The following is a 24275-nucleotide window of genomic DNA, read 5'->3' as shown; positions in this document are numbered from 1 at the left end:
GAGAAATAGATCTGCAGGAGATGTCCGTAGCTTACTCTCTTCGGATCGAAGGTCCCCTTGACGGATTCCGCATGACCCGTCCTGCCATATCCGACCATCTCGTAATGGGCCGTCTCCCTGGTGCCTCCGGCATAGCCGGAAACGGCATTCGTGACGCCTTCGACATGCTGGAATACGCCCTGAACGCCCCAGAAGCAGCCGCCGGCAAAGATCGCCGTTTCCATGTCGGTTGTGTTTGGCGCATGGTCGATCGCCGGCGCAGGGATGGCAATTCCTTCCTGCGCGGAGGCGCTGCCCATGCCGAACGCCAGAACCACCAGAACGGATGCTGCACCGGCAAGCCTCGGCATTTTTGATCTGCGTTGCATGACGGTCTCCTCAACCGAAACGGATGCGTGGGCTGATCCCCGAACAGGCGCATGGCCTCGGATGCCAAGCTCTGCTTTCCTGTACATTTACGGAAGCGGGATGCGATTGGTTACACACATCCTCGCGACACACTGAAATGTGATGTCACACGCGTTTCTCACGATCATCGGCAGACAAAGATCGAGATTGGCTTGGGAAACTGGATTATCACCTGATTGCAAAGGCTTAGTTATAACTGACATCTGGGTTATATTGACGCCTTCCCCATCGATGCTCCACCGTCGACATGAAGGGTCTGCCCGGTGATGAATGCGGCATCGTCGGATAGGAGGAAGGCAGTGGCAGCGGCGGTCTCCTCGGGCTTGCCGAACCGCCGCATCGGAACACCGGCAAGATAACGCGCCTCACCCGCGCTGCCGGGAGCATTGTTCATTCGGAATAGTTCGGTCTCGGTGGGGCCTGGCGATACCGCATTGACCGTTATACCAGTCACGGCAAGCTCGAGCGCCCAGCTTCTGGTGAAGCTGACGAGTGCAGCCTTGGCAGCCGCATAGCTCGTTCGCTCGACGCTGCCAAGCACCGTAAGGCTGGAGATATTGACGATCCGGCCCCATCCCCGCGAGCGCATGCCCGGAAGTGCCGCCTGCGCTGCGCACAACGCCGGGTGGAGATTGACACGCATGACTTCCTCAAGCGTCGCGACCGCGATGTTGCCGAGGGGCTCCGCACGAACGAGGCCGACATTGTTGACCACGCCGTCGACTCTGGCTTCCCGGACGATTGCCGCGAGCCTGTCGCCGGAGGCCGCATCGGCAAGATCGAGAGGATGGAGTTCGCCTGGGAATCCCTCGGACGCATGGCGTGCGATACCGATAACGGCGTCTCCGTGATCCGCGAGGCGCTTTGATAGGGCAAGGCCGATGCCTTTGCTGGCCCCGGTGATCAGAAACGTTCTTTTCATGGGATCTCCTTTCGGCCTCTCCGCTTGCTGCAGCGAGGCCTTGTTGAATGGATGTCGATCAGGCGGAGAGCGAGGCGGCGCGGCGCAGCGCCGGCAGCATGTCTTCAGGTTCCGGACGGCGGGTGTAGTCCGGGTTGACCTCGGCGTAGAGGATTACTCCGTCCTGGCCGACGGCGTAGCGAGCCGGCATCGGCAGGGTCCAGCTCGGATCGCCGTTGAAGGCGGGCAGGTCGTTCTTCAGCGACTTGTAGAGCTCGATCAGATAGTCCTGCATTTCGAAGCGCAGGCCAAAGGCGGCTGCAACATCGTTGTGTGGGTCCGACAGGATCGGGAACGCGAGGTTGTTCTGTCGGACGGACTTGCGGCTGTTGGCCGGATTCTGTGGCGAGATCGCCACCAGGCTTGCGCCGAGTTCCTGGAACTGCGGCAGCGCCTCCTGCAGCGCTTGCAGTTCCATGTTGCAATAGGGGCACCAGACACCGCGGTAAAAGCTGATGACCAGCGGTCCCTTCGACAGGAGACCGTCGGACGAGACCGTGTTGCCCTCCGGGTCTGAGAGCGTGAAGGCCGGCAGCTTGTCGCCGGCCTTCAGCGCACGCTGGGCCGCACCCGAGGCGATCAGTTCTGCGGTGGCGCGACGCATGGTTTCGATAACGGAGTAAGGCACGTTATAGGGCGGTTTGCCGGCTTCGAAATCGGCCTTGAAGGCGTCGAGCCTGGATTGCAGGGTCATGATGGAATCTCCTTGATAAGCTTGGTTTGGATGAATGACGGACGCGAGAATGGTCAGCCGTTGTCCGCCAGGGAGCGGGCGACTTCGGCGGCGCTGATGCCTTCGAGCGCGAGGCCATAACCGGCACCGTCGTCGATGATCCGGCGCAGCTTCTGGGTCAGCGCGATGCGGGTGTAGCGGCTGGTCAGCGGCGGCAGGGCGGCAAGGCCTTCGGCGATCTCATAGGCGCGGGCGAGCAGCCTGCCGGCCGGCACGATCTCGTTGACGGCGCCCCAGTCCTTGGCGGTCTGCGCATCGAGGATCTGCCGGGTGAGAATGAAATGCCGGCCGCGGATGCTGCCGATCACTTCCGGCCAGAGCAGGTTGACGCCATCACCGGGCACGATGCCGAAGTCGAAATGCGGCTTGTCCTGGAAGACGGTTTCGGGCGTTGCAAGAATGATGTCCGTCAACAGGGCATATTCGGAATGCAGCAGGACCGGTCCGTTCAGCGCCGTGATCATAGGCACTTCGATATCGAGGATGTTCATGAGGACCTTCCTGCCCTCGCGGAAGATCTTGTCGTAACCGCGCGGCGAGAAGAAATCGAAGCCCTCGGGGCTGATCGCGTCCATGAAGGCGTCGCCGGAACCCGTCAGGATGACGACGCGGTTATCAGGATCGGAGCCGATCTGATGAAAGAGGTCGACGAACTGCTCGTGGGTGTGGCCGTTGAAGACGAGCTTGCCGCCGTCGGTGTGCAGCGCGACCTCTAGGACGCCGTTTGCTGAGCGGGTCAAACGAGCATTCGGGAAGGCGTATCTGTAGTTATCGAAGTTGGGCATGGTCATTCTCCTATTTGGTGGGATGAGGATGCGGGAGGGATTGGATCAGGCGGCAGGGACAAGAGCCTCGATGCGGGAGAGGGCACGTTGGACGGCGGGACGGGATGCGACCGTGTCGTACCAGCGGGACAGGTTGGGCAGGCCGTCGAGCACCAGGCCGGGAAACTGGCGACGCCAGAGCCAGCCAAAATGGGCGATGTCGGCGATGGTGAAGTTGTTGGTCGCGACGAAAGGCTGGCCAGAGAGCTTCTCCTCAAGCAGCGCGAGGATACGTTCGGCCTCGCTGGTGAAGCGGGCTTCCGCGATAGGCTGCGGCTCCGGCGACGAGCGCTTGAAGAATCCGGCATTGCCGAAGGAGGGGCTCAGGCCCGAGGCGTGGAAGAAGAGTTGCTCGAAGACTCGCGCACGGCTTGTTGCATCCGTCGGCAGCAGCTTGCCCGTCTTTTCCGCGAGATGGACGAGGATCGCGGCACTTTCCGTCAGGACGAGGCGTTCGCCGCCGGCGTCATCGACCAGGACGGGCACCTTGCCGTTCGGATTGAGGGCGAGGAACGCCGCTTGCCTCTGCTCGCCCTTGCGGACGTTGACGGGCTTCAGATCGTAGTCAAGTCCCATCTCCTCCAGAGCAATCGGCACCTTGACGCTGTTGGGTGTCACGAAGGCATGCACTTCGATCATGTTCATCTCCATCGGCGATGTTATCGTTGGAGAGAGTTATGGCCATTCCCGATCTATTGCGGCAGCCGTGTCGAGGCGATAATGCTTATTCCAAAAGGGAATAGGCATGGACAGGCTACAGGCGATGACCGCGTTTGTGCGGGTTGTGGAAACGGGCTCGTTTTCGAGCGCGGCGAGGCAGATCGGCGTCGGCCAGCCCGCGATCTCGAAGACGATCGCCCAGTTGGAGGATCGGCTTCAGGTCCGCCTTCTCGTCCGCTCCACCCACGGCTTGACGCCGACGGATGCCGGGGTTCGCTTCTACGAACGCGCAAAGATGGCGATCCAGGAGGCCGACGAGGCCGAACTGGAGGCCAGAGGCGCCGGTGCCGGCCTCTCGGGACGCCTTCGAGTCTGCGCGGCAACGACCTTTGCCAGACTGATGATGCTGCCGCACCTGCCGAAGTTCATGGCAGCGCATCCAGGACTTGAAGTGGACGTGATCCTCGACGACCGCGTCATCGATCTCGTCTCGGAAGGCATCGACATCGCGCTGCGGATGGGCGATCTTGCAGATTCCTCGGCGGTCGCCCGGCGAGTCACGTCCGGGCGCCGTTCTGTCATCGCGACGCCGGCCTATCTCGAACGACATGGCGTGCCCGCTACACCTGCGGACCTCGCTGAGCATCAGGCGGTCATCTACACCCAGCTCCGCAATGACTGGACCTTCTGGAAACAGGGGACTGAGGCATCCGTCGTGGTGAGCGGCCGGGCCCGCTTCAGCGCCGCAGAAGGAATACGGGCCGCCGTTCTGGCTGACATGGGACTTGCGGTCGCCTCCGACTGGATGTTTTGGCCCGAGCTTGAGACGGGAGCAGTTCGTCGTGTGCTGGAGGATTGGGAGCTTCCGGATGTCGGCTTATGGGCCGTCTTTCCCACCGGAAGGCTTGCGAGTGCGAAGGCACGGGCATTCGCGGACTTCGTTGAGGATGTCGTCAATCGAGGTGATGGAAATCGATGATCGGACCCGCAATATTTCTCTCGCGCAGTCTCGCCGCGTCTCTCGACGGCGGCAGGCCGAACTGCCGGGCGTATTCGCGGCTGAACTGCGTCGGGCTTTCGTAACCCACACCGAACGCGATGGATGTGGCGTTGCCTTCGCCCGCGATGAGGAGGGATCGCGCGTGCAGCAACCGCACGTGCTTCTGGTACTGGAGCGGACTGAGCGCGGTCACGGCCTTGAAGTGACGGTGAAAGGCTGAGACGCTCAACGCCGCCATCTCCGCCAGGGTCTCGACACGCAGGGGCTTGGCGAAGTTCTGCCTGATCCATTGGATGGCAATGCCGATCCGCGAAAGAGCAGTGTCAGGTGTCGCGATATCCCGCAGCATCCATCCGAGCGGCCCCTGCAGCACCCGGAAGAGGATTTCCCGCTCATAGGCGGGAGCAAGGGCGGGGACCTCGTTCGGACGCTCCATCAGGCGCAGCATCCGAAGCCAGGCATCAAGCAGTTCCGGCGTTACAGGCGCGACGGAGAAGCCGGGGCTGTAGAGCTCACCTCCGGCAGGTTTGGGCAGGTCCGCCAGCAGGTTCGCGACGATCACCGGCTCAAGCGTCAGGCTGATGGCAAGATAGGGATCTCCGTCATCCGACGGGTACACGGAGCCGACCGCCGGCAGATCGACCGACATGACGAAATACGTTGCGGGATCGTAGCGAAACGTGCGGTCGCCGACTGTCATGGTCTTCGAACCCGTCAGGATCAGATTGACCATGGGATCGTAGACCGCGGCAAGCCGATGTTCGGGAATCTCTCCCTGCACCATGGCGACGCGCGGAATACCCGTCTCCGTGCGGCGGTTCTCCGCCCGGGATGCCAATTTTCTCAGTTCCTGAAGCTGCGTGTCCATGGGTTTGTTGTTTCATAGGGGTACCTCACATTCAACGGGAAAGCAGCAATAGGCAAGATTCGAAGAGGATCGTGCGAGCGGCCGTGCGGACTTGCCGGCTATCACTCAGGTATCCGATCGAAGGAGCACCCAATGAGCATCGTCATCATCACCGGCGGAAGTCGCGGCCTCGGCGCCAGCATCGCAACCCAGTGCGCCAGGCGCGGCATGGGCGTCATCCTCACCTACAACAGCAACGGGCAAGCGGCCGAGAAGGTCGTCAGCACGATCAAGGCTGACGGCGGCAAGGCAGTCGCTCTGGAACTGGACGTCAGCAACAGCGCGACCTTCCCGGCGTTTCGCGACGCAGTCGGCGAAGCGCTGGCAAATACCTGGAAAGCCCAGACCTTCGACTTCCTCGTCAACAATGCGGGATACGGGCTCTACAACCCGATTGCGACGGTGACGGAAGAAGAGTTCGACGGGCTGTTCCGCGTGCATCTCAAGGGGCCGTTCTTCCTCACGCAGGCATTGCTTCCCCTGATGACTGATGGCGGTCACATCGTGAACGTGACGAGCGCGACCAGCCGTGTGGCCACCGTCGGCGTTGCGCCCTATGCCTCGTTCAAGGGCGGCCTCGAAGTGCTGACCCGCTACATGGCCAAGGAGTTCGGCGAGCGCCGCATCCGCGCCAACTCCGTTGCGCCGGGACCGATCCGTACCGAACTCGGCGGAGGCCTCAGCCAAGAATTCGAGACTCTGCTCGCCGGGCAGATCGCGCTCGGTCGCGTCGGCGAACCGGACGATGTCGGCTGCATGGTCGCGAGCCTGCTGTCGGATGAGAACCGCTGGATCAATGCCCAGAACATCGAAGTCGCCGGCGGCTACATCATCTGAGGAGGCTCCCATGCTCGATCATATCTTCCTGACCGTCAGCGATGTCAGGCGCTCGATCGCCTTTTACGAGAGGGTGCTTACGATCCTCGGGGTCACCGCCCGCCTCGACTATGACGGCAGCCAAGGCCCGGCTGGGCATCGCGACCTCAAGGGTTTCGGTGCCAAAGGCAGAATGTTCTTCTGGCTGAGAGAGGGCACGGCTGCACCCGGCGCCGTGCATGTCGGCTTTATCGCGGGCTCCGAGACAATCGTGAATGCCGCCCATGCCGAGGCTTTGGCGGCCGGGGCGACCGAGATCCATGTACCCGGACCGCAGCTTCATTACGATCCCCGCTACTATGCGGCGCAAGTCCGCGACCCGGACGGCTACAGCCTCGAGTTCGTCTTCAAGAGCTGGCAGCACGGGAGCTGATGCGATGACCGCAGATACACTGCGCGAGACGGCAGATGCGCTGATCGCCGCTACCAACGCCTTCGATGCCGACGCGGCATTGACCCTGTTCACCACGGATGCGGTGATCGACGACCCGTCGACCGGCCACCGTTTTGACGGCCACCCAGGCATCCGCGATTACGTCGAGCGATACTTCATCGGCTATCACACGGTGACACGCATCCTCTCGATCGAGACGATCGGCGGGACCCAGGCCCGCGTGCGGGTCGATTTCACCGGAGACTTCGGTCACGAGATCGGTCTCCTCGACATCTCGGTCAATGCAGATGGGCTCATCACGCGCATCGACGCTGATCTCGAATAATCACAGAAGAAGAAATACTATCTGGTTCGTGCCTCGACAGGCATGCCTTTCAGCCCAAGACGTCTGGCGTGGCCATGCTCGGCCCGCAGAATGCCCAGGTCAGGGAGAAATCTTTCCCGGATTCCCGGGGAGCGCAACCAATTGCGAAAAGAAACGTGGCGAGAAGGACTCGCGACTTCCTGTATGCTAGTTTGAGGATGATCGATGATGCAAATGCCGTCCTGGCTGCTGCCATCCTTCAAGGGGATTGGATGGCAGACCTGACAGCGCGGTATGCCGTCCGTGAAGAAATAGATCGTAGTTGGACCGTCTATGATGTCTTCACAGGCCTGCCCGCAAAACCCTCAACGTGGTTTCTTGTGGAGCTGTCCGAAAAGCAAGCTGAAATGTACTGCACCATAGTCAATGCAAAAGATGCCGCTCGCCGCGGAGAGCATGACTGATTGAGCTTTCAGCTCCGGTGTCGAGGCCGCTTATCCGTTGCTTTCGTCGGGACATGAGCGCATGCTTCGAACTTCAGCAGCCGTTTAAAGGGCGCTGCTGCTTCAGGGCATCCATACCCTGGCCCCAATGAAAGGAGGAGGCCATGTCTGCCATCCTTCATCCTAAGAACATCGCGCGTAATCTGGTCCGGGTTAGTGGATCGGGATACCGGGAGAATATCGAACTCAAGGAAGCCGGTGAGCGCGCTCGACATGCGGAGGTTGCCATCAGCCGCTTTCAGGCGGGCGTCACCGGAGCAGGCATCACGCTGTCCCGCTTAGCCGATTTTAGCAAGCCGCGATCCGTGGGTATCGTTGCCTATCTGGGCGAGCGCAGGGATACAGCACAACCTTTGCTATAACGAGGCCTCGATCGATATCGAGGCGACTGATGCATCCGTCGCGAACAGAAATAATCATACACCACCGGTACAGGGGAGACTAAAATGGCCAAGGGTCAAATACGCAGCAATCGGGAAGCTCGAAAACCGAAGAAGGATAAGAGCGCAACTCCAGTGGCTGCGGCCCAGGGGGCACAAGTCAAGCTTGCTCAGAGCGGCCTTGGCCTGGGGAAGAAATCCAAATGAATTCGATGGAGGCACCGTATGGCGCCTCCACTATCTTTCAATCCATGACGCAGACACCGCCGCGTAGCCGATAAGGACGACTACAGTCCCAGCCATTGCCGGTCGAGTTGAGATGCGCGTTCTCAGGAAGCTCGATCCGTAAGCATTCATCGGCCCTCGTTTCGAAGCCTCGGTCGCATTTCCATTTCTGCCCGTAGGACGCATCGACGAAAACAGCGTTCTCCGGAACCTGGACGGCGACACACGCCTGCTCCTTCTTCTCAAAGCCTCTATCGCACCTCCACTCGTCTCCGCCGGTTGTCAGATAGGCGTGGGCGGGGACTTCTAGCCTGATGCATGCCTGTTGGGTTGTCCGATAACCCCTCTCGCATTCCCAACCGGATCCTTGGGTCGTGTCCGACAAGAATGCGTTCTCCGGAACTTTGATAAGGTCGCAGCCCAGGTCGCTTTGACGGTAACCACGCAGGCATCTCCAGCGATCGCCGGAATACGGGTCGATGTAGGCATTCTCCGGAACCTGAACGGCGAGGCATTGATCAGCCTTTTCGAGAAAGCCATAGTGGCAATCCCAGCCTTTGCCGTAAGATGTGTTCGTCAGAAAGGCGTTGTCCGGAAGCTTCACTTCATGACAGGCATCATCCTGCTTTCGAAAGCCACGGTTGCAGTCCCAGCCGGAGCCGAAGCGGCTGGCCTGAGCATTTGCAGGTACCGGCTTCGCGGACTGGCCAAACGCTTGGGAACTGAGCACCGATGCAAAAAGCAGGAGGATAGCTATCGTCAGGGTCAGTGCCCTGTAAGATGGTTGGCGCATGAGTTTGTCTCCAATAGGCCGTATCCGCCTATCTCAGGCCGAAGGTCCGAGATGCGACGCGGATGGGCGGGAAATAGCCAAGAGCATTGCGGGGCTACCGAAGCTTCGGCTTTTTCTCCGGAGTTTCCAGGGGAGCGGCGGGTGCGGGCGATATTACCGGACCGACGAGCGGCAGGCCCTGAAGGTGCCGCCTCCTGCGAGCCGCGGCAGAGACTATCCCAACTTTACGGTTTCCTGGATTTCGCCCGCTTTCGCAGTCTGCGTTCAGGAGCATTTTCTGAAAATAAAGCAGGAAGTTGGCATGCGAGGATCGGGACGACATCGCGTCCTCCTCTTGTCGGGGCTAGGGCACATCCGTCCCTCAGGCGGCAGCGCCCTGACCAGTTGCAGCCGACAAAATACCTTGAGCTTCATTTCTGCCTTTGGCAAGCAAGGCTTTGACCCTTCGTGCTGCGTCTTGAAAGCGACGCACTGCAACACTATATAAAAGGTACGTTTTCAGCCTTTCGGCTACCTGATCCTCCCGGCTGAGCCGGTTGCTTGGCAAACCCTGATTTTGCGAACGTTGCGAACTCCGGCCCCCCGGCTGGAGGAGAGGTTTGTGCCGGACGCCCTCGTCTGGCGGCCATACTGAGGATGCCAATCATGATCAAGACAACCCGCCATGCCGCCGAAGGCCTGTTCAAGCGTCCAGATCCCGCAGAGGGATCCGATGCCGCGAAGCTGCAGGATTTTCGCAGCAGACAAGTTCTCCGGAAGCGGGAAACGAAACTCGCCGAGATGCAGCAGCGTCTCGAAAAGCGGGCTACGGACACCGTCGGGCTGACCTCGTTTTTCCGTTGACGCCACCAGAGCGGTGAAGCCCGACCGCCCTCGACAAAATCTCCCTCCGATCGCAAGGAACAGGACTTATGGCGGCTTTCGACTATAATGCAGGTGCGGGGCTTTACCCGTGCAAGACCATCAACAGAAGGAGCCGCCTCCGCTACAAGAGGTTCGATTCCGCCGCAGAAGCTCTTCGCTTCGCGATCGAGGATATGCCGGCCTCTCTCCTTCGAGGGTCCGTGCTGGAAATCGATGAATCGCGTTTCGATGGCATGCAGATGCGCAAGCTCTACGAAGCCGAAGCATATCCGCTGACGCGACGGAAATTCTGAAGCGGCGGTGCTGATGCGATTTGCCCGACAGCTATGTCCGCATAATCCTCCGAGCGCAGGCTGAGGGACCATAGGCGACAATTTTCAAAGATCTTTCTATCCACGCAAGGACTGAACAGTGAATACGATCACGCTTACACCCGCCCAGATTAGGGGCCTGAAACTCGCCAAGGAAGGGGACCTGTTTCCGCGGGAGGACGATAAATGGACGCACCTTGATGCCGCCGTCACCTATGCAAAGAACGACCGGTTTCGGGAGCGGCCGCAAAAGATCAAGTTTCTCACGTCGTCGACATTGGCCACATTGCGGGAATTCGGACTTCTGCGCAGTCTCGATCCCGACGGGAAGACGCAAGAGGCCGCCCACGGGATTACCATGGCTGGCAAGATGTGGCTTCTGAAGAACAAGTAATCCATCGAGAGCGCCGGTCTTTCGGCGTTCCTGATTTTTTGAAGCGGAGCCGTCATGACCCTTCTATTTCCGAACACGAGCCGCAGCTTCGACGATGTGCGCAAAGTGGTGCGCTTTCTCGGCTATGACGGCATGTTCGAGGTTCGGTTCTTTGTGGAGGCGGCCGCGCTCGCAAAGACGTCGGCCGGAATGTCGGAGACGGACTATCTCAAGGCCTTCGATGCGGCCCGCCCCGATATTCAGGAAGCCGCGACGAGACTTTATCACCCCAAGCGCGGAACGACCTATACGCTCACAGCTGCGGATCTGGGCTAGCTCTTGCGGTCTCCGGGAGCTGCCCTGCGAAGGTCCAGGGCCACCCGGAATGCAAAGTGCGCACGCACCCGGCTACGCTACGGCTATCTCAGGCGAAAATCCGCCTGCGCGCATGCCGCGATGAAGTCATCGCGCATTTCTTCAGGCGTGATCAAGCCTTTCAACGCATCGTAACAACGATGGCGCGCTCTCCAGTAAGGAAATCCTGTCTGGATGGCCCTATTGTCACTCAGATATTGAAGGGCATCTTGAGGGCCACTGACCTTTCGGGTCGGCTCATCTCCGATAGCCACATAAACCGGCACTTTCCAGCGGGTTCTAAATTCAATTCGTATGACGTCCGAGTCCACGGGTTCTCCATAACTGATCGCTGATATGGTGCCGTCGCCAATATGACGGGTCGCGGAGCTGCCCGTCTTTTAAATGTTCAAATGGAGTGCTTCTTATTCAGACAGGCTTCCCTTACCGCCCCATCAAAGGAGACCCGGGCTTCCTGGGGCGTCTGGCGTCCGTCCAGGGCTGCCAGTATCGCCATATGCGCCAGCGCAAACTGCGCCCCTTTCACATGGGGCCAGGATTTCATCATGAAGTGATGAGCCTCCAAAGGGCCGACGATCGAAGCATTTCCGATTTTCACCGGGGGCATCCATCGTGCTGTCAGCAGCATGGTTTTCCTCCCGGCCGGCTGAGTTGAACTCTCACCATAGCCATCCCTCCGACAACATGAAGATGACGAGGGCAAAGCTCAGGCCTGCCACCGCTCTGGGAGCCACCATGTCATATGAATTGTGCAGAAAATGTCGGGATCTGGAAGACATGTCGTCCTCCTTGATTGGGGCTAGGGCACTTTGGCCGCCCTTACGACAACGCCCGTATCAGTTGTTGCCGACTATCAATGATGAAGTGTGATTAAGTCTTAACAAAGGCCGGGGCGGCCGTTTGTTTGGCAAATGTCGCGCCAATGCGAAGTTTCCCCGGATTATCGTCGTGATAGTGCCCGGGAATACGGCTTCGACGGATCAGGCGGATCCGCCGACAAAGAAACCCGCCATTTCTGGCGGGCTCATCTTCCGACCGGTGATGGGGGAAGCCGGTCAGTGCTTGCCGGTATTTCTGCGGCCCTTGTCCTGCTTGCCTTTCGCCGACGATGTCTTGGCATCATAACCCTGGCCGAAATTCGTGCCGCCGAGATGCCCGCCTCCGCTGGTATTCGCCACCTGGCGTTCAGCTCTCTTCGATTGCTGTTGTGCGTCTGTCTTTTTCATAAAAATCGCTTTCGTGAAAGAAAAACAAAAGGCCGGGTGAGAACCCGGCCTCCTCAAGGCTTCGACGATCTGTGCCGGTACATCCGCGGTCAAAGACCGGAAGCTTGGTGGGTTAGGCAGTCTGAAGGTTTTCGGCCGCGCTTTTGCCCGAGCGCTTGTCCGTCACGAGGTCATAGCTGACCTTCTGGCCTTCACTGAGGTAGGTCATGCCCGAGCGTTCGACGGCGGAGATGTGAACGAACACATCCTTGGAGCCATCGGAGGGCTGAATGAAGCCGAAGCCTTTTGCCGTGTTGAAGAATTTCACGATACCATCGTTCATGCCGACTTCCTTTCAATCACAAAGGTTCGCAACCGGCCGATCGCCGAATGCGGTCATAATCGAGTTTGAGAGGGAAGATCAGCTCGGGCACCTGCGGTGCAGAAACGTAGCTCAACAAGCAAAGTCGATGAGATACGTATAGGCTTCAACTGTGGTGAGAACAAGATGTGCCGGCAATTAATTAAGGTTGTGTTCGGGGATTGAGGCCGCAACCTGGCGGCCTGGCCACCTTGGCGGCATCCCGGAACGAAACCAGCTTGCCGCTCCTTTCGTCCCAGAGCACGAGCCTGACGCATTGCAGGCTCTGCCACAGGGTTATGCGGCCGATATCCCCCAGTTCTGGATGGTCGCGCAATACCTCCGGCAGCCTGTAATAGGGAATCCTGCTCGACAGGTGATGGACGTGGTGAACGCCGATATTGCCGGTCATCCAGCGGAGCACCGGTGGCAGGTCGTAATGGGAGGCGCCATGAAGCGCAGCCTCGGGAAACTGCCATTCAGCTGTCTTCGACCAGTGCGTCTCCTCGAACTGGTGCTGGACGTAGAAAAGCCACACGCCGGCCGCCCCCGCGATAAGCACGACCGGCAGATGGATCAGCAGGAACGGGATGAGCCCGACGGCCCATATCATAAGGACGGTCAGAATTGCGACCGCCAGGTTCGTTGCCATGGTGGACATCCATGGCATGACCCCGGAGCCCATCATGCCGAAGGGCAGTCGCTGCTTGAGGAGAAAAAGCCATGCAGGTCCGACGCCGAACATCACGAGCGGGTGCCGATAGAGCCGATAGGCCAGACGTCTCGACCAGGAAAGGGAATAATATTCGGCGACAGTCAGCGTGGTGATGTCGCCGACACCCCGTTCATCGAGGTTTCCCGCCGAGGCATGGTGGCCGGCATGCGCCCGCCGCCAGTAGTCATAGGGCGTCAGGGTCAGCACGCCGATGACACGGCCGGTCCAGGTGTCGAGACGCCGGCGGCCAAAAAACGAGCCATGTCCGCAATCATGCTGGATCATGAAGAGGCGCAGCAAAAAGGCTGCAGCCGGCAGGACAAGGATCAGCCCCGGCCAGAACCCCTGGAAGACGGAGATATAGGCCCCGGCCCAGAAGACTGCGAAAGGGAAAACCGTCACGAGGAGCTCGAAAACGCTCCGCCCGGAATGCGGCTGCCGGTATTTCGAAAGGATCTTCAGCCAGATACCGGCATCGTCTCCGGAAGCCGCGTCAATTGCATGGGCATTGGCGTTCATGGAATTCCATTCGCTTTTCTTGGCCTCGGCGTGAGCGCCATCGACGCGGGATTCGTCTGCCCGCTTCAAGGCACATCTTTCAACCGTCAGCGTTGACGGGCCTTACGGGCCGCGTAGCGGCGATCGCGTTCGGCCTTGCGGGCGGCTTCATCGGCGACGACGCGGGAAATGCGATCGTTGATTTCCGCCTGCCGGGCTTCCGCCTCGGCCTTCTCATGGGCTTCCGCGGCTGCCGTCAAGGCTGCCGCTTCCATCAGAATACGTTCGCTCTCCGCCGCCTTCAGGGCATCGCGTTCGGCACGGCGAGCCTCCCGGGCTGCGACAATGGCTTCACGCGCGGCGCGCCGTTCCTGCATCGCGGGATCGCTCGGTTTCGGAGCGGACGCGAATTTCGCCAAAAGCTCCCGCCTGGCATCCGCCGCGGTTTTGCGGCGTTCCGCAAAGCTGTTGTCGTTAGGGTGTCTCAATCTTGTCTTCCTCGTCAACAAGCCGTCAAAGGCCGGTATACAGGCCGGCCGAAAGTCGCGCGGATATCCGCGCCGGCCATGCCGTTAACAGAAAAGGCCAGACAATAGCCTGGCCCTCGCAAACTTTTGCCGCCATGCCGGTACATCCGCGGTCATGACGAACCAGAGCTTTAAGCGGCCTGCAGCTGGCCGGCGGACATCTTGCCCGACTTGTGATCGCGTTCCAGTTCGAAACTAAGCTTCTGGCCTTCGACGATAGAACGCATGCCGGCGCGCTCGACGGCAGAGATGTGAACGAAGACGTCGGCACTGCCGTCGTCAGGCTGGATGAAGCCGAAGCCTTTGGTGGCGTTGAACCATTTAACTGTGCCAGTGGTCATGACGAACCCTTTCATAGCAACATTATTCCTACCGCCGGGCGACGCACGACGGTTGTTTCGACTTTTGAGAGGGAAAGTTCGTCAAGAAGCGCGAGGCGCAGCAAAAACAAAATATCGGCAAACAAAGCATCGATGAATGTTGCTTACAGCATCGACGATCAAGTGTCAAATTTTGGCTTCAGGGTAAGGTGATTTACAATTACAGGTAGCATTGGAGCGAGGCGCATCTATGCCGTTGTCGCCGTTGTGCCTATCCGCAGTCGGCAATTCCTCGGTGCTTATCTCGAGGCGCTTCGATATGGCAGGTCCAAACGCGGTCGAGCGCCACATCCGTGGCGTCCCGCCGGGTCGCCATCAGGATGCGGCCGGCATGGTCGCGAAGCACTACGGCGATGCAATAATCTTCAAACCCTAAACGGATCAGCTCATTGGGAACCGGCAACACCAGCGACGCCACACTCCTCCTCGGCTATGGGCATCACCTTTGGGCATCAGTTCTGGGCATCAGGTCGCCAATGACGCCAAAACGGGATCCGGCACGACTGGAAAATCAAGGAATTAAGGGGATCTAGCGAGAATTGGCTGGGGAACCTGGATTCGAACCAAGATCGACGGAGTCAGAGTCCGCTGTTCTACCATTGAACTATTCCCCAGCAGAAGCGGCCGGTGAAGCGGCTCGGCTGGTGTGCGGCGCTTATAAACAAAAGCGGACGGATTGCAAATACCGATTTCGAAAAAATTGAGCGCCGAACAGGCTTTCGAAGCCCGGCTTCGCCGGGCACCAAAAAGGCGAGGATCGAAGGCTATGCGATAGCCGGCAAAAAGCCGTTGGCGAAAGCGCATCATGCTGTTATCCTTGCGCCAACGAAACGATCAGACGCCAGCGGCATACCTTTTTGAGGCTTTGCGCGGCAAGATGGACTTAAACAGTGATGGACCCCGATAGCGGCGCAAAGCCGCCGGAAGGCGGGGCGTCGGCGGCAGCGCATGGAGAGGGGCGATCCTCCCGGCGCAAGAAGGCGAAGCGGGGCGGCAAACGCCGTAACGCGGCGTCGCTCGGTCATTTGGACTCGGTCGATTCGGCCGCGTCTGCCGGACGTCCCCATACCCAGGAAACAGGCCCGCCAGCGCGCAAGCGCAAGCGTCGGCGCGCAAAATCCGGCGGTTCTCAGGAGGCGTCGCATGCCTCCGGATTTCCGGTATCGGGAGAGCGTGCCCACGGCCAGAACGAAGCCCAGCCGCCTTCCGGCAAATCCCGCAACCGGCGCAAGAAGAATCGTGGTGGTCGTGGCCCGCAAGGGCGCCCGCTTGCCCCCGCAAAGGCGGTCCCAAATGCCGTAAGGATGCCGGCGCCTGCCGCAACGGCGCCGACACAAGCCAGGGATATGCGAGGCAGGGCAGGGAGTGAGGCGTCCGCGCCGGATACGCAGGGCGACAGGCCCATCTATGTCAACGATCTCTATGCTGCGCTGGATCTCGGCACCAACAATTGCCGCCTTCTGATCGCCCAGCCGACACGGCCCGGCCAGTTCCGGGTGGTGGATGCCTTTTCGCGCATCGTTCGCCTGGGTGAGGGGCTTGCAGCGAGCCGAAGGCTGTCGCTGGAGGCTATGGATCGGGCAGTCGAGGCCTTGCGCATCTGCGCTGCCAAGCTTGCCAACAAGCCGGTACGCCGGATGCGGCTGATCGCCACCGAGGCTTGCCGCTCTGCCGTGAATGGCGAGGAGTTTCTCGCCCGGGTGACGGTGGAAACAGGGCTGGAGCTGGAAATCATCGATCGGGAAACGGAGGCTCGGCTTGCGGTTTCCGGTTGCTCGTCACTGGTCGGCCGCGAAGCGCGCTCGGTCGTGCTCTTCGATATCGGCGGCGGCTCGTCGGAGATCGCCGTCATCCGCATCGGCAACAACCGTTCGAGCCGGCTCGCCAACCACATCACCCATTGGACATCCCTGCCGGTAGGCGTTGTTACCCTGTCGGAACGTCACGGCGGGCGGGATGTGACGCCGGAAGTCTTTTCGGCCATGGTGGCGGAAGTCGAAGGCATGCTGGCGAGTTTCGATTGCCCGCCGCTCGGTCCGGTTTACCGTCCGGGCGCTGAAGATTTCCACCTGATCGGTACGTCAGGCACGGTGACCACACTCGCAGGCGTGCATCTCGATCTGCCGCGCTATGATCGCCGCAAGGTCGACGGATTGTGGCTGACCGATGCGGAAGTGACCGCCATGCAGGCAAAGCTTCTTTCCTGGGATTTCGCCGGCCGGGCGGCCAACCCTTGCATCGGACCGGATCGCGCCGATCTGGTGCTCGCCGGTTGTGCCATCCTCGAGGCGATCCGGCGCCGCTGGCCAAGCCCGCGCATGCGGGTGGCCGACCGCGGCCTGCGCGAGGGATTGTTGACGGATATGATGGCGGATGACGGCGTCTGGCGTCGCGTACGGCCGCGCAGGCCGGGTACCGGCGGACATGAGGAAGCGGGGGCGAGGCGATGACGAAACCACCCTCCAAATCTCCCGGCGCCGGCAATCGCACCGGCCGTAAACTCGGCCAGAAGGTCAAAAAAGGCAAGCTCAAGGCCTCTTCCCGCCGCTGGATCGAGCGCCACATCAACGATCCTTACGTGCAGCGGGCCAAGCTGGAAGGTTATCGCGCCCGCGCGGCTTTCAAGCTGCTGGAAATCGACGAGAAGCATCACATCCTGAAGGGCGCTCGCCGGATCATCGATCTTGGAGCCGCTCCCGGAAGCTGGTCGCAGATCGCGGCAAAGGTCACCAATTCGACGGACGAGGATATCCGCGTTGCGGCGATCGATTTCCTGGAAATGGCGCCTTTGCCGGGCGTGAAGGTCCTGCAGCTCGACTTCCTCGATCCCGAGGCGCCGCGGCTTTTGATGGAAGCAATCGGCGGCACGCCGGACCTCGTCATCTCCGATATGGCAGCGCCCACGACCGGCCACCAGAGGACGGACCATCTTCGCACCATGTATCTCTGCGAAGTGGCTGCGCATTTTGCGGTCGAGGTGTTGGGCGAGGGCGGCCATTTTCTGGCAAAAACCTTCCAGGGCGGCACGGAGCGCGAACTGCTCGACATGCTGAAGCGGAATTTCAGGCAGGTCATCCATGTGAAGCCCGCCGCTTCGCGCGCTGAATCGGTGGAAATGTTCCTGCTCGCCAAGCATTTCAAAGGTCGCAAAGCGGAAGACGCCGGCGCAGACGACCAAGCCTGATCTATTCGCCCGCTTCCGGTTGCATCCTTCCGGCGCGATGGCCGGAAACGGCCGCGCCCGTCATCGGATCGAGCCTGAGCAGCGGGCCGATCGAGAGAAGCGAAAGGGCGGCCACCAGGAAGAAGGCGAGGTGGAAATCGGCAAGCTGGAGATGCGCTCCCGAAACGGCCGCCGACGCTTCGAGGATGAAGGCCGCAAAGGCGACGCCGAGCGCGAGGCTGATCTGCTGGAGCACCGAGGCGATCGACGTCGCCTGGCTTGCCTGCTCGTCGCTGATCTCCGAATAGCTGAGCGCGTTCGAACCGGTGAAGAAGAACGAACGGCAGAAGCCCGACATCAGCAGGAAGGCGACGATGAGGGCATGCGACGTCTCCGGCGTGAAAAAGCCGTTGGCGGCGGTCGTGGCGGCGCCGAGAATGCCCGAAACAATCAACGTCACCTTGAAGCCCGTGAGTGCGAACACGCGGCGGGCGACGAATTTCACCATCAGCGCTCCGAGAGCCCCGGCGAAGGTGATGAGGCCGGATTGGAAGGGGTTGAGGCCAAAGCCGAGCTGCAGCATCAGCGGCATCAGGAAAGGAATGGCGCCAGTCGAGATGCGGAACAGGGTGCCGCTGGTGCTTGCCGCACGGAAGGCTTCATTCTGGAAGAGCCTGAAGTTGAGGATCGGTGCCGGATGGTTTCGCGCGTGAGCGAAATAGGCGATGCCGGCGGCGAGCCCGATGGCCGTGGCTGAGATGCCGACAGCGGGAGGCAGCGCCGGCAGGCTGATGACGGAGAGCCCGAAGACGGTGCCCGCCGCGGTGGTCGACGTGAGCAGAAAGCCCCGCCAGTCGATCGATGGCGGATTGGTGGCCTCCACGTCCGGCAGGAAGATGGTGGAAAGGTATATGCCGAGAAGGCCGACGGGCACGTTGATCAGGAAGATCCAGTGCCAGGTGAAATAGGTGGTGATGAAGCCGCCGATCGGCGGGCCGGTGAGTGGTCCGATCAGGGCCGGTATGGTCAGCAAGGCCATGGCCGAGACGAGTTCGCTGCGCTTGGTCGTGCGCAGCAGCACGAGCCGGCCCACCGGCGTCATCATCGCGCCGCCCATGCCCTGCAGGAAGCGCGACAGCACGAATTCGATCAGCGAGGATGAAACCGCGCAGAAGATCGAGCCTATGACGAAGACGAGGATCGCCAGCCGGAAGATCTTTTTTGCACCGAAGCGGTCGGCCATCCAGCCGCTAATCGGGATGAACATGGCGAGTGCCACCATGTAGGAGGTCAGGGCCAGTTTGAGCGTGATCGGTCCGACATTGAGGTCGGCGGCGATTGCTGGAAGCGCCGTCGCGATGACGGTCGAGTCCATCTGCTCCATGAAGAGGGCGACGGCAAGGATAAGCGGGATGATACGGTTCATGAGGGGGCCAGCGGTCAGCGCAACGGCCTCCCTGTAAACCTGTTGATCCCCTCTGCCAATTGCAGAATCTCACCTTTTGCCATTTTGTGTCACGTCTGCGTGAGATCGGATTTCCCTGTCGCAGACGGCGGTTATGTTCTTCCCCATCCGCGGATTCGGGGCGGGTTCTGCGATGGCACAAGAGGGAACAAGATCATGACGTCTTTTGAAATCGGCAGGCGTGCGCTGCTTGGCACCGCCGGCCTGGGAATTATCGCTTCCCCCGCGATCATCAGGAGCCGTGTTTTCGCGCAGGAGAACAAGCCGCTGGAGATCGATCGCGTAACGCCGCCGGACATTCACCAGTTCAAGGTCGGCGGCTTTCAGGTTCTGGTAGTTAAGGATGGCGCCCGTCCCTCCGGCAATCCGGGCGAAATCTTCGGAACCGACCAGCCGCCGGAAACTGTAGGCGAACTGCTTACGCAGAACTTCCTGCCGACGGACCAGTTCGTGAACAGTTTCTCCCCGACGCTGATCGATACCGGCAGCGATGTCATCCTTTTCGACACCGGTCTCGGCAAGGCGGCCCGCGCCCAGGGCGGCGGGCGCCTGGTGGAGGGGCTTGCGGCTGCCGGATACATGCCGGAGGACATCTCGATCGTCGTCATCACCCATATGCATGGCGACCATATCGGCGGCATCATGGAGGACGGCAAGCCGGCATTCTCCAAGGCACGCTATGTTACCGGTCAGGCGGAATACGATTTCTGGACCGATACGGCTCGCGCCGGCACGCCCGCCGAGGGCAATCACAAGGCGGTCCTTTCCAATGTGAAGCCTCATGCGGACAAGATGACCTTTCTGCAGGACGGTGGGGAAGTCGTCTCCGGAATTACGGCCTTGCTGGCGCCCGGGCACACGCCGGGTCATCTGATCTTCAACATCGAGTCGGAAGGCAGGCGTTTGGTTCTGACGGCCGATACCGCCAATCATTACATTCTGTCGCTCGAACGTCCCGATTGGGAAGTGCGTTTCGATATGGACAAGGCAGAGGCGGCGGCTTCTCGAAAGAAGGTGTTCGATATGGTGGCCACCGACAAGGTTGCCTTCCTCGGCTATCATATGCCGTTCCCCGCGGTGGGCTTCGTCGAGAAACAGGAGACCGGCTACCGTTTCGTGCCGAAGAGCTATCAGTTCGATATTTGACCAGGAAATCCGCTTTGGATGATCTTTCTCCCTCATCCCCGGTGTGGGGGAATATTTTGTTACGAAATCGTAGGATTATTAGATTTTTGTAATGTTGATCTAGGTCAAGCGGAAGTTTTTGTACTCACGGCAGTCTTTCCTCGCCAACTCAGGAGAAATACTGTCATGCAATACATTCCTGCCATTATCGCAAGCCTTGCCCTGGCAATCGCTTCACCCGGTCCCACGCTCGCGGCTGCAACGCTGGACAAGGCCGCTTCGCAGGCTCTGAGCCGCGCGCTCTCCGACGAATATCATGCGGAAGCATTTTATGAAGCGGTCATGGCCAGATTCGGAAGCATCCGGCCGTTTGCCAACATTGTCGAATCGGAAAGGACGCATTCGGCGATGCTTTCCGACCTGATGCGCATTTATGGTCTGGACGTGCCGCGAAACGATCAGTTGAATTCCGCTGCCGTGAAGGTTCAGGTTCCGGCCACATTGGCGGAAGCCTGTCGCATGGGCGTGGAGGCGGAGATCGCCAATCGCGATCTCTATCAAAAAGAGCTTCTGCCGGCGGTTTCGTCCTACGCCGATATCGCAGTCGTATTCGAGCGTCTGAGCGCTGCTTCGCAGAACAACCACCTTCCTGCTTTCGAGCGTTGCGCTTCACGCAAATGACATCCGCCCCTTGGTGATGAATGACGCGGCGATGAAATTATGCCGGTGTCGGCATTTTTGCCCTCACCGGCTGTTCCCATCGCCACCAAGACGTGGTACGAGCCCTCGCCAACTTCCCATCCGTGAGGATCGCTTCCGGCCACTCCCCCGCCGGGACGATCTTCTATTAACTGAAGGAAATTGGTTATGGCACGCATCATCGAAACAGCCACCGGCGCTGACGCGCTCACCTTTGACGACGTGCTGCTGCAGCCCGGCCATTCCGAGGTGATGCCGGGGCAGACCAACATCTCCACGACCATCGCCCAGGATATCGATCTCAACCTGCCGATCCTGTCGGCGGCCATGGATACGGTAACCGAGAGCCGGCTGGCAATCGCCATGGCGCAGGCGGGCGGCATCGGCGTCATCCACCGCAACCTGACCCCCATCGAACAAGCCGAGGAAGTCCGGCAGGTCAAGAAGTTCGAAAGCGGCATGGTCGTCAATCCGGTGACGATCGGCCCGGATGCGACGCTTGCCGAGGCGCTTTCGCTCATGAAGGCGCATGGCATTTCCGGCATTCCGGTGGTCGAGAACGGTGGCTCCGGCGGCCACACGGCGGGTCGGCTCGTCGGCATCCTAACCAACCGCGACGTCCGCTTCGCCTCCGATCCCACCCAGCGCATCTACGAACTGATGACCCGCGAAAACCTCATCACGGTCAAGGAAAGCAGCGTCGATCAGACGGAAGCCAAGCGCCTGCTGCACAAGCACCGCATCGAAAAACTGCTGGTCGTCGACGGCGAGGGCCGCTGCGTCGGCCTCATCACCGTCAAGGATATCGAGAAGTCGCAGCTCAATCCGAATGCCTCGAAGGACGCGCAGGGACGCCTCCGCGCGGCCGCCGCGATCAGCGTTGGCGATGACGGTTACGAGCGCGCCGAGCGGCTGATCGAGGCGGGCGTCGATCTTCTCGTGGTCGATACGGCCCATGGTCATTCCCAGCGCGTGCTTGATGCCGTCACCCGCGTCAAGACGCTCTCCAATTCGGTGCGCATCATGGCCGGCAACGTCGCCACCGCGGATGGTACCAAGGCATTGATCGATGCCGGCGCGGATGCGGTGAAGGTCGGCATCGGGCCGGGATCGATCTGCACGACCCGCATCGTCGCGGGCGTCGGTGTGCCGCAGCTTGCCGCGATCATGGCCGCCGTCGAAGCGGCCCGTGAGCGGAACATCCCGGTCATCGCCGATGGCGGCATCAAGTTCTCCGGCGATATGGCCAAGGCGATCGCCGCCGGTGCCTCGGCCGTGATGGTCGGTTCGCTGCTGGCCGGCACCGACGAAAGCCCCGGCGAAGTCTATCTCTACCAGGGGCGGTCCTTCAAATCCTATCGAGGCATGGGTTCGGTCGGCGCCATGGCGCGCGGCTCGGCCGATCGTTATTTTCAGGCGGAAGTCCGCGACACGCTGAAACTCGTGCCGGAAGGCATCGAGGGCCAGGTGCCCTACAAGGGCCCGGTTTCCGGCGTGCTGCACCAGCTCGGCGGCGGCCTGAAGGCGGCTATGGGTTATGTCGGCGGCGCCACGATCAAGGAATTCCAGGAGCGAGCCACCTTCGTGCGTATTTCAGGGGCCGGCCTGCGCGAAAGCCATGCCCATGACGTGACGATCACCCGCGAGAGCCCGAATTATCCCGGCGCCGGCGTGTAAATTCTGGCCGAAGGGGCTGAAGACGAATGGCGCCCAACTGGCGCCATTCTCTTTTCGAGGGTGTCATTGTGTCTCCCGCAGACGAACTGTATTGCTTCTACCGGATGATCCGGAGGACTGATGCTTTCCACCAATGCCACCCTTTGGCCGATGATCGCGCATGCCGCGCTGGTATTCTTTCTTTATTGGCTCTTGTCGAGGAAACGCGCCGAAGCGGTAAAGGCAGGCAGCGCCGAGGCGGGGCAGTTTCGGGAGAACCGCCAGGAACCGCCTGAAAGTCTGCTGATTCATAACAACCTCAAGAACCAGTTCGAACTGCCGGTCCTGTTTCACGGCGCCTGCCTCGCTCTCTACGCCTCGACCGCAGACAATTGGGGCACCGTCGCCCTCTCCTGGATCTTCGTTCTTTCCCGTTATGTCCATTCCTATGTACATCTCACCAGCAACCGGCTGCGCTATCGCCGTCCGCTGTTTATCGCCGGTTTCTTCTCCTTGCTGGCGATGTGGATTTGGCTCGCCGTCTGGCTGGCTCTGAACTGACAGAGCGGAAGAAGGCCAGTTGCGATCAACTTGTGCTCACGAACAAGTGTAGCCTATCCTGCGAAAATCACAGGGTTTTTCATCTGAAAGCCAGTCGACTGGCGTTAGCTTTCCTCCGAGCGATCGCTAGGAGGAAAGCGCTATGGACAACGAAGTTCCGAAGATCACCCAGGCGATGATCAACGCCTATGATGAGTATACCCATCTCACCCTTGACCGTCGCCGCTTCATGGAGAAGCTGACGCAGCTTGCCGGTTCAGGTGCGGCCGCGGCGGCGATTGCGCCGATGTTTGCCGCCAACAGCGCAAGGGCGGATATTATTCCTGCCGATGACGAGCGGTTGACGGCCGAGGAGGTCACCTATCCGGGCGCCGGCGGCGCGACGATGAAGGCCTATCTCGTGCGCCCGAAGAATGCTTCCGGATCATTGGGCGGGGTGATTGTCATTCACGAGAACCGCGGCCTCAACAACCATATCAGGGACGTCGCACGCCGCATGGCGCTTGAGGGTTTCAACGCGCTGGCCGTCGATTTCCTGTCGCCGCAGGGCGGCACGCCGGCCGACGAGGATCAGGCGCGCCAGATGTTCTCGTCGCTTGACGCCGACGGGGTTGCGGCCAATGGCGAGGCAAGCCGCGTCTATCTCGCCGGCATCAGCGGCGCGAACGGCAAGGTCGGTGCCGTCGGCTTCTGCTGGGGTGGTGGAGCCGTCAATAATCTTGCCGTGAAGTCGCCGAACCTCAACGCCGGTGTTGCCTACTACGGATCGCAGCCGAAAGCAGAAGACGTGCCGGCGATCAAGGCGCCGCTCATGCTGCACTATGGTGGGCTCGACGAACGCATCAACGCAGGCATTCCCGCCTTCCGGGAGGCGTTGGAGAAGGGCGGAAAAACCTTCGAGATCTTCGTCTATGAGGGCGCCAACCATGCCTTCAACAACGACACGTCATCGGCCCGCTATGACAAGGCGGCCGCGGACCTGGCCTGGAGCCGCACGGTGGACTTCTTCAAGAAATACCTGGCTTGACA

General features: G+C 60.4%; 34 protein-coding genes and 1 tRNA gene. 18 read left to right on the top strand and 17 right to left on the bottom strand.

Annotated elements, in window-relative coordinates:
• From JL39_RS32710 to JL39_RS28015, 5 genes are all read right to left on the bottom strand, one after another.
• On the bottom strand, window positions 1-368 hold a 368-nt coding region (locus JL39_RS32710; protein WP_244446973.1), incomplete at its 3' end, for a peptide-methionine (S)-S-oxide reductase.
• Window positions 369-616: 248 nt separating this feature from the next.
• Complete coding sequence (locus JL39_RS28030; protein WP_037158549.1) at window positions 617-1330, bottom strand: SDR family oxidoreductase; 714 nt, start codon at window positions 1328-1330, stop codon at window positions 617-619.
• 58 nt (window positions 1331-1388) lie between these two features.
• Entirely contained in the window at window positions 1389-2063 is a 675-nt protein-coding gene (locus tag JL39_RS28025) for a peroxiredoxin-like family protein (RefSeq protein ID WP_037158547.1), read from the bottom strand.
• A 53-nt stretch (window positions 2064-2116) separates the two neighbouring features.
• The gene (locus tag JL39_RS28020) at window positions 2117-2887 is read right to left on the bottom strand and encodes an enoyl-CoA hydratase/isomerase family protein (RefSeq protein ID WP_081953023.1); all 771 of its coding nucleotides are present in this window, start codon (window positions 2885-2887) and stop codon (window positions 2117-2119) included.
• 45 nt (window positions 2888-2932) lie between these two features.
• Window positions 2933-3565: a glutathione S-transferase family protein gene (locus JL39_RS28015; RefSeq protein WP_037159907.1), complete on the bottom strand. Its 633-nt coding sequence runs from the start codon at window positions 3563-3565 to the stop codon at window positions 2933-2935.
• A 106-nt stretch (window positions 3566-3671) separates the two neighbouring features.
• Here JL39_RS28015 and JL39_RS28010 point away from each other — a divergent pair, with 106 nt between their 5' ends.
• Window positions 3672-4565: a LysR family transcriptional regulator gene (locus JL39_RS28010; protein WP_037158541.1), complete on the top strand. Its 894-nt coding sequence runs from the start codon at window positions 3672-3674 to the stop codon at window positions 4563-4565.
• Here the strand turns inward: JL39_RS28010 and JL39_RS28005 are convergent.
• Window positions 4540-5454, bottom strand: coding sequence for an AraC family transcriptional regulator (locus JL39_RS28005; RefSeq protein ID WP_037158538.1), 915 nt, complete (start codon window positions 5452-5454; stop codon window positions 4540-4542). The genes JL39_RS28010 and JL39_RS28005 overlap by 26 nt on opposite strands.
• A 132-nt stretch (window positions 5455-5586) precedes the next feature.
• Here JL39_RS28005 and JL39_RS28000 point away from each other — a divergent pair, with 132 nt between their 5' ends.
• From JL39_RS28000 to JL39_RS27980, 5 genes are all read left to right on the top strand, one after another.
• The gene (locus JL39_RS28000; protein ID WP_037158535.1) at window positions 5587-6330 is read left to right on the top strand and encodes an SDR family oxidoreductase; all 744 of its coding nucleotides are present in this window, start codon (window positions 5587-5589) and stop codon (window positions 6328-6330) included.
• A 10-nt stretch (window positions 6331-6340) separates the two neighbouring features.
• Window positions 6341-6742 carry a VOC family protein gene (locus JL39_RS27995; protein ID WP_037158532.1) on the top strand — a complete coding sequence of 134 codons (402 nt, stop codon included), beginning with the start codon at window positions 6341-6343 and terminating at the stop codon, window positions 6740-6742.
• Between the two features lie 4 nt (window positions 6743-6746).
• Complete coding sequence (locus JL39_RS27990; protein WP_081953022.1) at window positions 6747-7088, top strand: nuclear transport factor 2 family protein; 342 nt, start codon at window positions 6747-6749, stop codon at window positions 7086-7088.
• A gap of 68 nt (window positions 7089-7156) precedes the next feature.
• Window positions 7157-7531, top strand: a complete 375-nt coding sequence (locus tag JL39_RS27985) for a hypothetical protein (protein WP_152601292.1) — start codon at window positions 7157-7159, stop codon at window positions 7529-7531.
• Window positions 7532-7674: 143 nt separating this feature from the next.
• The gene (locus JL39_RS27980) at window positions 7675-7932 is read left to right on the top strand and encodes a hypothetical protein (protein WP_037158526.1); all 258 of its coding nucleotides are present in this window, start codon (window positions 7675-7677) and stop codon (window positions 7930-7932) included.
• Window positions 7933-8194: 262 nt separating this feature from the next.
• On the opposite strand, the gene JL39_RS27975 is transcribed toward JL39_RS27980, so the two are convergent.
• A complete protein-coding gene (locus tag JL39_RS27975; protein ID WP_052183154.1) occupies window positions 8195-8968 on the bottom strand; it encodes a hypothetical protein in 774 nt (257 codons plus the stop codon).
• 645 nt (window positions 8969-9613) lie between these two features.
• On the opposite strand from JL39_RS27975, the gene JL39_RS27970 reads away from it, so the two are divergent.
• The 4 genes from JL39_RS27970 (at window position 9614) to JL39_RS27955 (ending at window position 10852) form a co-directional block, all read left to right on the top strand.
• Entirely contained in the window at window positions 9614-9811 is a 198-nt protein-coding gene (locus JL39_RS27970) for a hypothetical protein (RefSeq protein WP_037158519.1), read from the top strand.
• A gap of 68 nt (window positions 9812-9879) precedes the next feature.
• Window positions 9880-10125, top strand: coding sequence for a hypothetical protein (locus tag JL39_RS27965; protein ID WP_037158516.1), 246 nt, complete (start codon window positions 9880-9882; stop codon window positions 10123-10125).
• Window positions 10126-10243: 118 nt separating this feature from the next.
• Window positions 10244-10537, top strand: a complete 294-nt coding sequence (locus JL39_RS27960; RefSeq protein WP_081953021.1) for a hypothetical protein — start codon at window positions 10244-10246, stop codon at window positions 10535-10537.
• Between the two features lie 54 nt (window positions 10538-10591).
• Window positions 10592-10852, top strand: a complete 261-nt coding sequence (locus JL39_RS27955) for a DUF1488 domain-containing protein (protein WP_037158513.1) — start codon at window positions 10592-10594, stop codon at window positions 10850-10852.
• An 83-nt stretch (window positions 10853-10935) separates the two neighbouring features.
• Here JL39_RS27955 and JL39_RS27950 read toward each other — a convergent pair whose 3' ends face one another.
• The 9 genes from JL39_RS27950 to JL39_RS27915 all read right to left on the bottom strand — a co-directional run bounded on the left by JL39_RS27950 (window position 10936) and on the right by JL39_RS27915 (window position 15191).
• Window positions 10936-11202 (bottom strand): DUF982 domain-containing protein, encoded by a 267-nt coding sequence (locus tag JL39_RS27950; RefSeq protein WP_052183153.1) that lies wholly within the window; start codon window positions 11200-11202, stop codon window positions 10936-10938.
• Window positions 11203-11279: 77 nt separating this feature from the next.
• Complete coding sequence (locus tag JL39_RS27945) at window positions 11280-11519, bottom strand: DUF982 domain-containing protein (RefSeq protein ID WP_037158510.1); 240 nt, start codon at window positions 11517-11519, stop codon at window positions 11280-11282.
• Between the two features lie 427 nt (window positions 11520-11946).
• Window positions 11947-12117 (bottom strand): hypothetical protein, encoded by a 171-nt coding sequence (locus JL39_RS32245; RefSeq protein ID WP_200884016.1) that lies wholly within the window; start codon window positions 12115-12117, stop codon window positions 11947-11949.
• Window positions 12118-12229: 112 nt separating this feature from the next.
• On the bottom strand, window positions 12230-12439 hold the full coding sequence (locus JL39_RS27940) for a cold-shock protein (protein WP_037158507.1): 210 nt from the start codon (window positions 12437-12439) through the stop codon (window positions 12230-12232).
• Window positions 12440-12620: 181 nt separating this feature from the next.
• Window positions 12621-13691 (bottom strand): fatty acid desaturase, encoded by a 1071-nt coding sequence (locus JL39_RS27935; protein ID WP_037159897.1) that lies wholly within the window; start codon window positions 13689-13691, stop codon window positions 12621-12623.
• An 86-nt stretch (window positions 13692-13777) separates the two neighbouring features.
• Window positions 13778-14158: a DUF6481 family protein gene (locus JL39_RS27930; protein WP_037158504.1), complete on the bottom strand. Its 381-nt coding sequence runs from the start codon at window positions 14156-14158 to the stop codon at window positions 13778-13780.
• Between the two features lie 170 nt (window positions 14159-14328).
• Window positions 14329-14538 (bottom strand): cold-shock protein, encoded by a 210-nt coding sequence (locus JL39_RS27925; RefSeq protein WP_037159894.1) that lies wholly within the window; start codon window positions 14536-14538, stop codon window positions 14329-14331.
• 250 nt (window positions 14539-14788) lie between these two features.
• Window positions 14789-14995, bottom strand: coding sequence for a hypothetical protein (locus JL39_RS31860; RefSeq protein WP_152601291.1), 207 nt, complete (start codon window positions 14993-14995; stop codon window positions 14789-14791).
• Between the two features lie 122 nt (window positions 14996-15117).
• Window positions 15118-15191: transfer RNA gene (locus JL39_RS27915), tRNA-Gln, on the bottom strand.
• 13 nt (window positions 15192-15204) lie between these two features.
• Here JL39_RS27915 and JL39_RS31365 point away from each other — a divergent pair.
• Genes JL39_RS31365 through JL39_RS27900 form a run of 3 tightly spaced genes read left to right on the top strand, consistent with a single transcriptional unit; the run spans window position 15205 to window position 17761 of the window.
• The gene (locus JL39_RS31365; RefSeq protein WP_081953019.1) at window positions 15205-15438 is read left to right on the top strand and encodes a hypothetical protein; all 234 of its coding nucleotides are present in this window, start codon (window positions 15205-15207) and stop codon (window positions 15436-15438) included.
• A 29-nt stretch (window positions 15439-15467) separates the two neighbouring features.
• Window positions 15468-17027 carry a Ppx/GppA phosphatase family protein gene (locus JL39_RS27905; protein WP_037158496.1) on the top strand — a complete coding sequence of 520 codons (1560 nt, stop codon included), beginning with the start codon at window positions 15468-15470 and terminating at the stop codon, window positions 17025-17027.
• Complete coding sequence (locus tag JL39_RS27900) at window positions 17024-17761, top strand: RlmE family RNA methyltransferase (protein ID WP_037158495.1); 738 nt, start codon at window positions 17024-17026, stop codon at window positions 17759-17761. Before JL39_RS27905 ends, JL39_RS27900 begins: the two co-directional genes overlap by 4 nt.
• A gap of 1 nt (window position 17762) precedes the next feature.
• On the opposite strand, the gene JL39_RS27895 is transcribed toward JL39_RS27900, so the two are convergent.
• Window positions 17763-19166 (bottom strand): MFS transporter, encoded by a 1404-nt coding sequence (locus tag JL39_RS27895; RefSeq protein WP_037158493.1) that lies wholly within the window; start codon window positions 19164-19166, stop codon window positions 17763-17765.
• A 195-nt stretch (window positions 19167-19361) separates the two neighbouring features.
• Between JL39_RS27895 and JL39_RS27890 the strand changes: the two genes are divergently transcribed.
• The 5 genes from JL39_RS27890 (at window position 19362) to JL39_RS27870 (ending at window position 24273) form a co-directional block, all read left to right on the top strand.
• Window positions 19362-20351 carry an MBL fold metallo-hydrolase gene (locus JL39_RS27890; RefSeq protein ID WP_037158492.1) on the top strand — a complete coding sequence of 330 codons (990 nt, stop codon included), beginning with the start codon at window positions 19362-19364 and terminating at the stop codon, window positions 20349-20351.
• A gap of 18 nt (window positions 20352-20369) precedes the next feature.
• Entirely contained in the window at window positions 20370-21011 is a 642-nt protein-coding gene (locus tag JL39_RS27885) for a hypothetical protein (protein ID WP_152601290.1), read from the top strand.
• Between the two features lie 186 nt (window positions 21012-21197).
• On the top strand, window positions 21198-22706 hold the full coding sequence (guaB, locus tag JL39_RS27880; RefSeq protein ID WP_037158489.1) for an IMP dehydrogenase: 1509 nt from the start codon (window positions 21198-21200) through the stop codon (window positions 22704-22706).
• A 120-nt stretch (window positions 22707-22826) separates the two neighbouring features.
• Entirely contained in the window at window positions 22827-23246 is a 420-nt protein-coding gene (locus JL39_RS27875) for an MAPEG family protein (RefSeq protein WP_037158487.1), read from the top strand.
• A gap of 142 nt (window positions 23247-23388) precedes the next feature.
• Window positions 23389-24273 carry a dienelactone hydrolase family protein gene (locus tag JL39_RS27870; RefSeq protein ID WP_037158485.1) on the top strand — a complete coding sequence of 295 codons (885 nt, stop codon included), beginning with the start codon at window positions 23389-23391 and terminating at the stop codon, window positions 24271-24273.
• The last annotated feature ends 2 nt before the right edge of the window (window positions 24274-24275 follow it).

Source organism: Rhizobium sp. YS-1r (genome assembly GCF_000757525.1).
GTDB classification, from domain to species: Bacteria; Pseudomonadota; Alphaproteobacteria; order Rhizobiales; family Rhizobiaceae; genus Neorhizobium; species Neorhizobium petrolearium.
This window is presented reverse-complemented; position numbering and strand designations above follow the sequence as displayed.

Coding starts and splice junctions, on each gene's coding strand:
- JL39_RS27975 (WP_052183154.1), bottom strand. CDS start 8,968: ATGCGCCAACCATCTTACAGGGCACTGACCCTGACGATAGCTATCCTC.
- JL39_RS28015 (WP_037159907.1), bottom strand. CDS start 3,565: ATGATCGAAGTGCATGCCTTCGTGACACCCAACAGCGTCAAGGTGCCG.
- JL39_RS27875 (WP_037158487.1), top strand. CDS start 22,827: ATGCTTTCCACCAATGCCACCCTTTGGCCGATGATCGCGCATGCCGCG.
- JL39_RS28020 (WP_081953023.1), bottom strand. CDS start 2,887: ATGCCCAACTTCGATAACTACAGATACGCCTTCCCGAATGCTCGTTTG.
- JL39_RS27900 (WP_037158495.1), top strand. CDS start 17,024: ATGACGAAACCACCCTCCAAATCTCCCGGCGCCGGCAATCGCACCGGC.
- JL39_RS27870 (WP_037158485.1), top strand. CDS start 23,389: ATGGACAACGAAGTTCCGAAGATCACCCAGGCGATGATCAACGCCTAT.
- JL39_RS27970 (WP_037158519.1), top strand. CDS start 9,614: ATGATCAAGACAACCCGCCATGCCGCCGAAGGCCTGTTCAAGCGTCCA.
- JL39_RS27945 (WP_037158510.1), bottom strand. CDS start 11,519: ATGCTGCTGACAGCACGATGGATGCCCCCGGTGAAAATCGGAAATGCT.
- JL39_RS28005 (WP_037158538.1), bottom strand. CDS start 5,454: ATGGACACGCAGCTTCAGGAACTGAGAAAATTGGCATCCCGGGCGGAG.
- JL39_RS27890 (WP_037158492.1), top strand. CDS start 19,362: ATGACGTCTTTTGAAATCGGCAGGCGTGCGCTGCTTGGCACCGCCGGC.
- JL39_RS28030 (WP_037158549.1), bottom strand. CDS start 1,330: ATGAAAAGAACGTTTCTGATCACCGGGGCCAGCAAAGGCATCGGCCTT.
- JL39_RS27980 (WP_037158526.1), top strand. CDS start 7,675: ATGTCTGCCATCCTTCATCCTAAGAACATCGCGCGTAATCTGGTCCGG.
- JL39_RS28000 (WP_037158535.1), top strand. CDS start 5,587: ATGAGCATCGTCATCATCACCGGCGGAAGTCGCGGCCTCGGCGCCAGC.
- JL39_RS27990 (WP_081953022.1), top strand. CDS start 6,747: ATGACCGCAGATACACTGCGCGAGACGGCAGATGCGCTGATCGCCGCT.
- JL39_RS27895 (WP_037158493.1), bottom strand. CDS start 19,166: ATGAACCGTATCATCCCGCTTATCCTTGCCGTCGCCCTCTTCATGGAG.
- JL39_RS27885 (WP_152601290.1), top strand. CDS start 20,370: ATGATCTTTCTCCCTCATCCCCGGTGTGGGGGAATATTTTGTTACGAA.
- JL39_RS28010 (WP_037158541.1), top strand. CDS start 3,672: ATGGACAGGCTACAGGCGATGACCGCGTTTGTGCGGGTTGTGGAAACG.
- guaB (WP_037158489.1), top strand. CDS start 21,198: ATGGCACGCATCATCGAAACAGCCACCGGCGCTGACGCGCTCACCTTT.
- JL39_RS27940 (WP_037158507.1), bottom strand. CDS start 12,439: ATGAACGATGGTATCGTGAAATTCTTCAACACGGCAAAAGGCTTCGGC.
- JL39_RS27925 (WP_037159894.1), bottom strand. CDS start 14,538: ATGACCACTGGCACAGTTAAATGGTTCAACGCCACCAAAGGCTTCGGC.
- JL39_RS27965 (WP_037158516.1), top strand. CDS start 9,880: ATGGCGGCTTTCGACTATAATGCAGGTGCGGGGCTTTACCCGTGCAAG.
- JL39_RS27955 (WP_037158513.1), top strand. CDS start 10,592: ATGACCCTTCTATTTCCGAACACGAGCCGCAGCTTCGACGATGTGCGC.
- JL39_RS27935 (WP_037159897.1), bottom strand. CDS start 13,691: ATGAACGCCAATGCCCATGCAATTGACGCGGCTTCCGGAGACGATGCC.
- JL39_RS27995 (WP_037158532.1), top strand. CDS start 6,341: ATGCTCGATCATATCTTCCTGACCGTCAGCGATGTCAGGCGCTCGATC.
- JL39_RS28025 (WP_037158547.1), bottom strand. CDS start 2,063: ATGACCCTGCAATCCAGGCTCGACGCCTTCAAGGCCGATTTCGAAGCC.
- JL39_RS32245 (WP_200884016.1), bottom strand. CDS start 12,117: ATGAAAAAGACAGACGCACAACAGCAATCGAAGAGAGCTGAACGCCAG.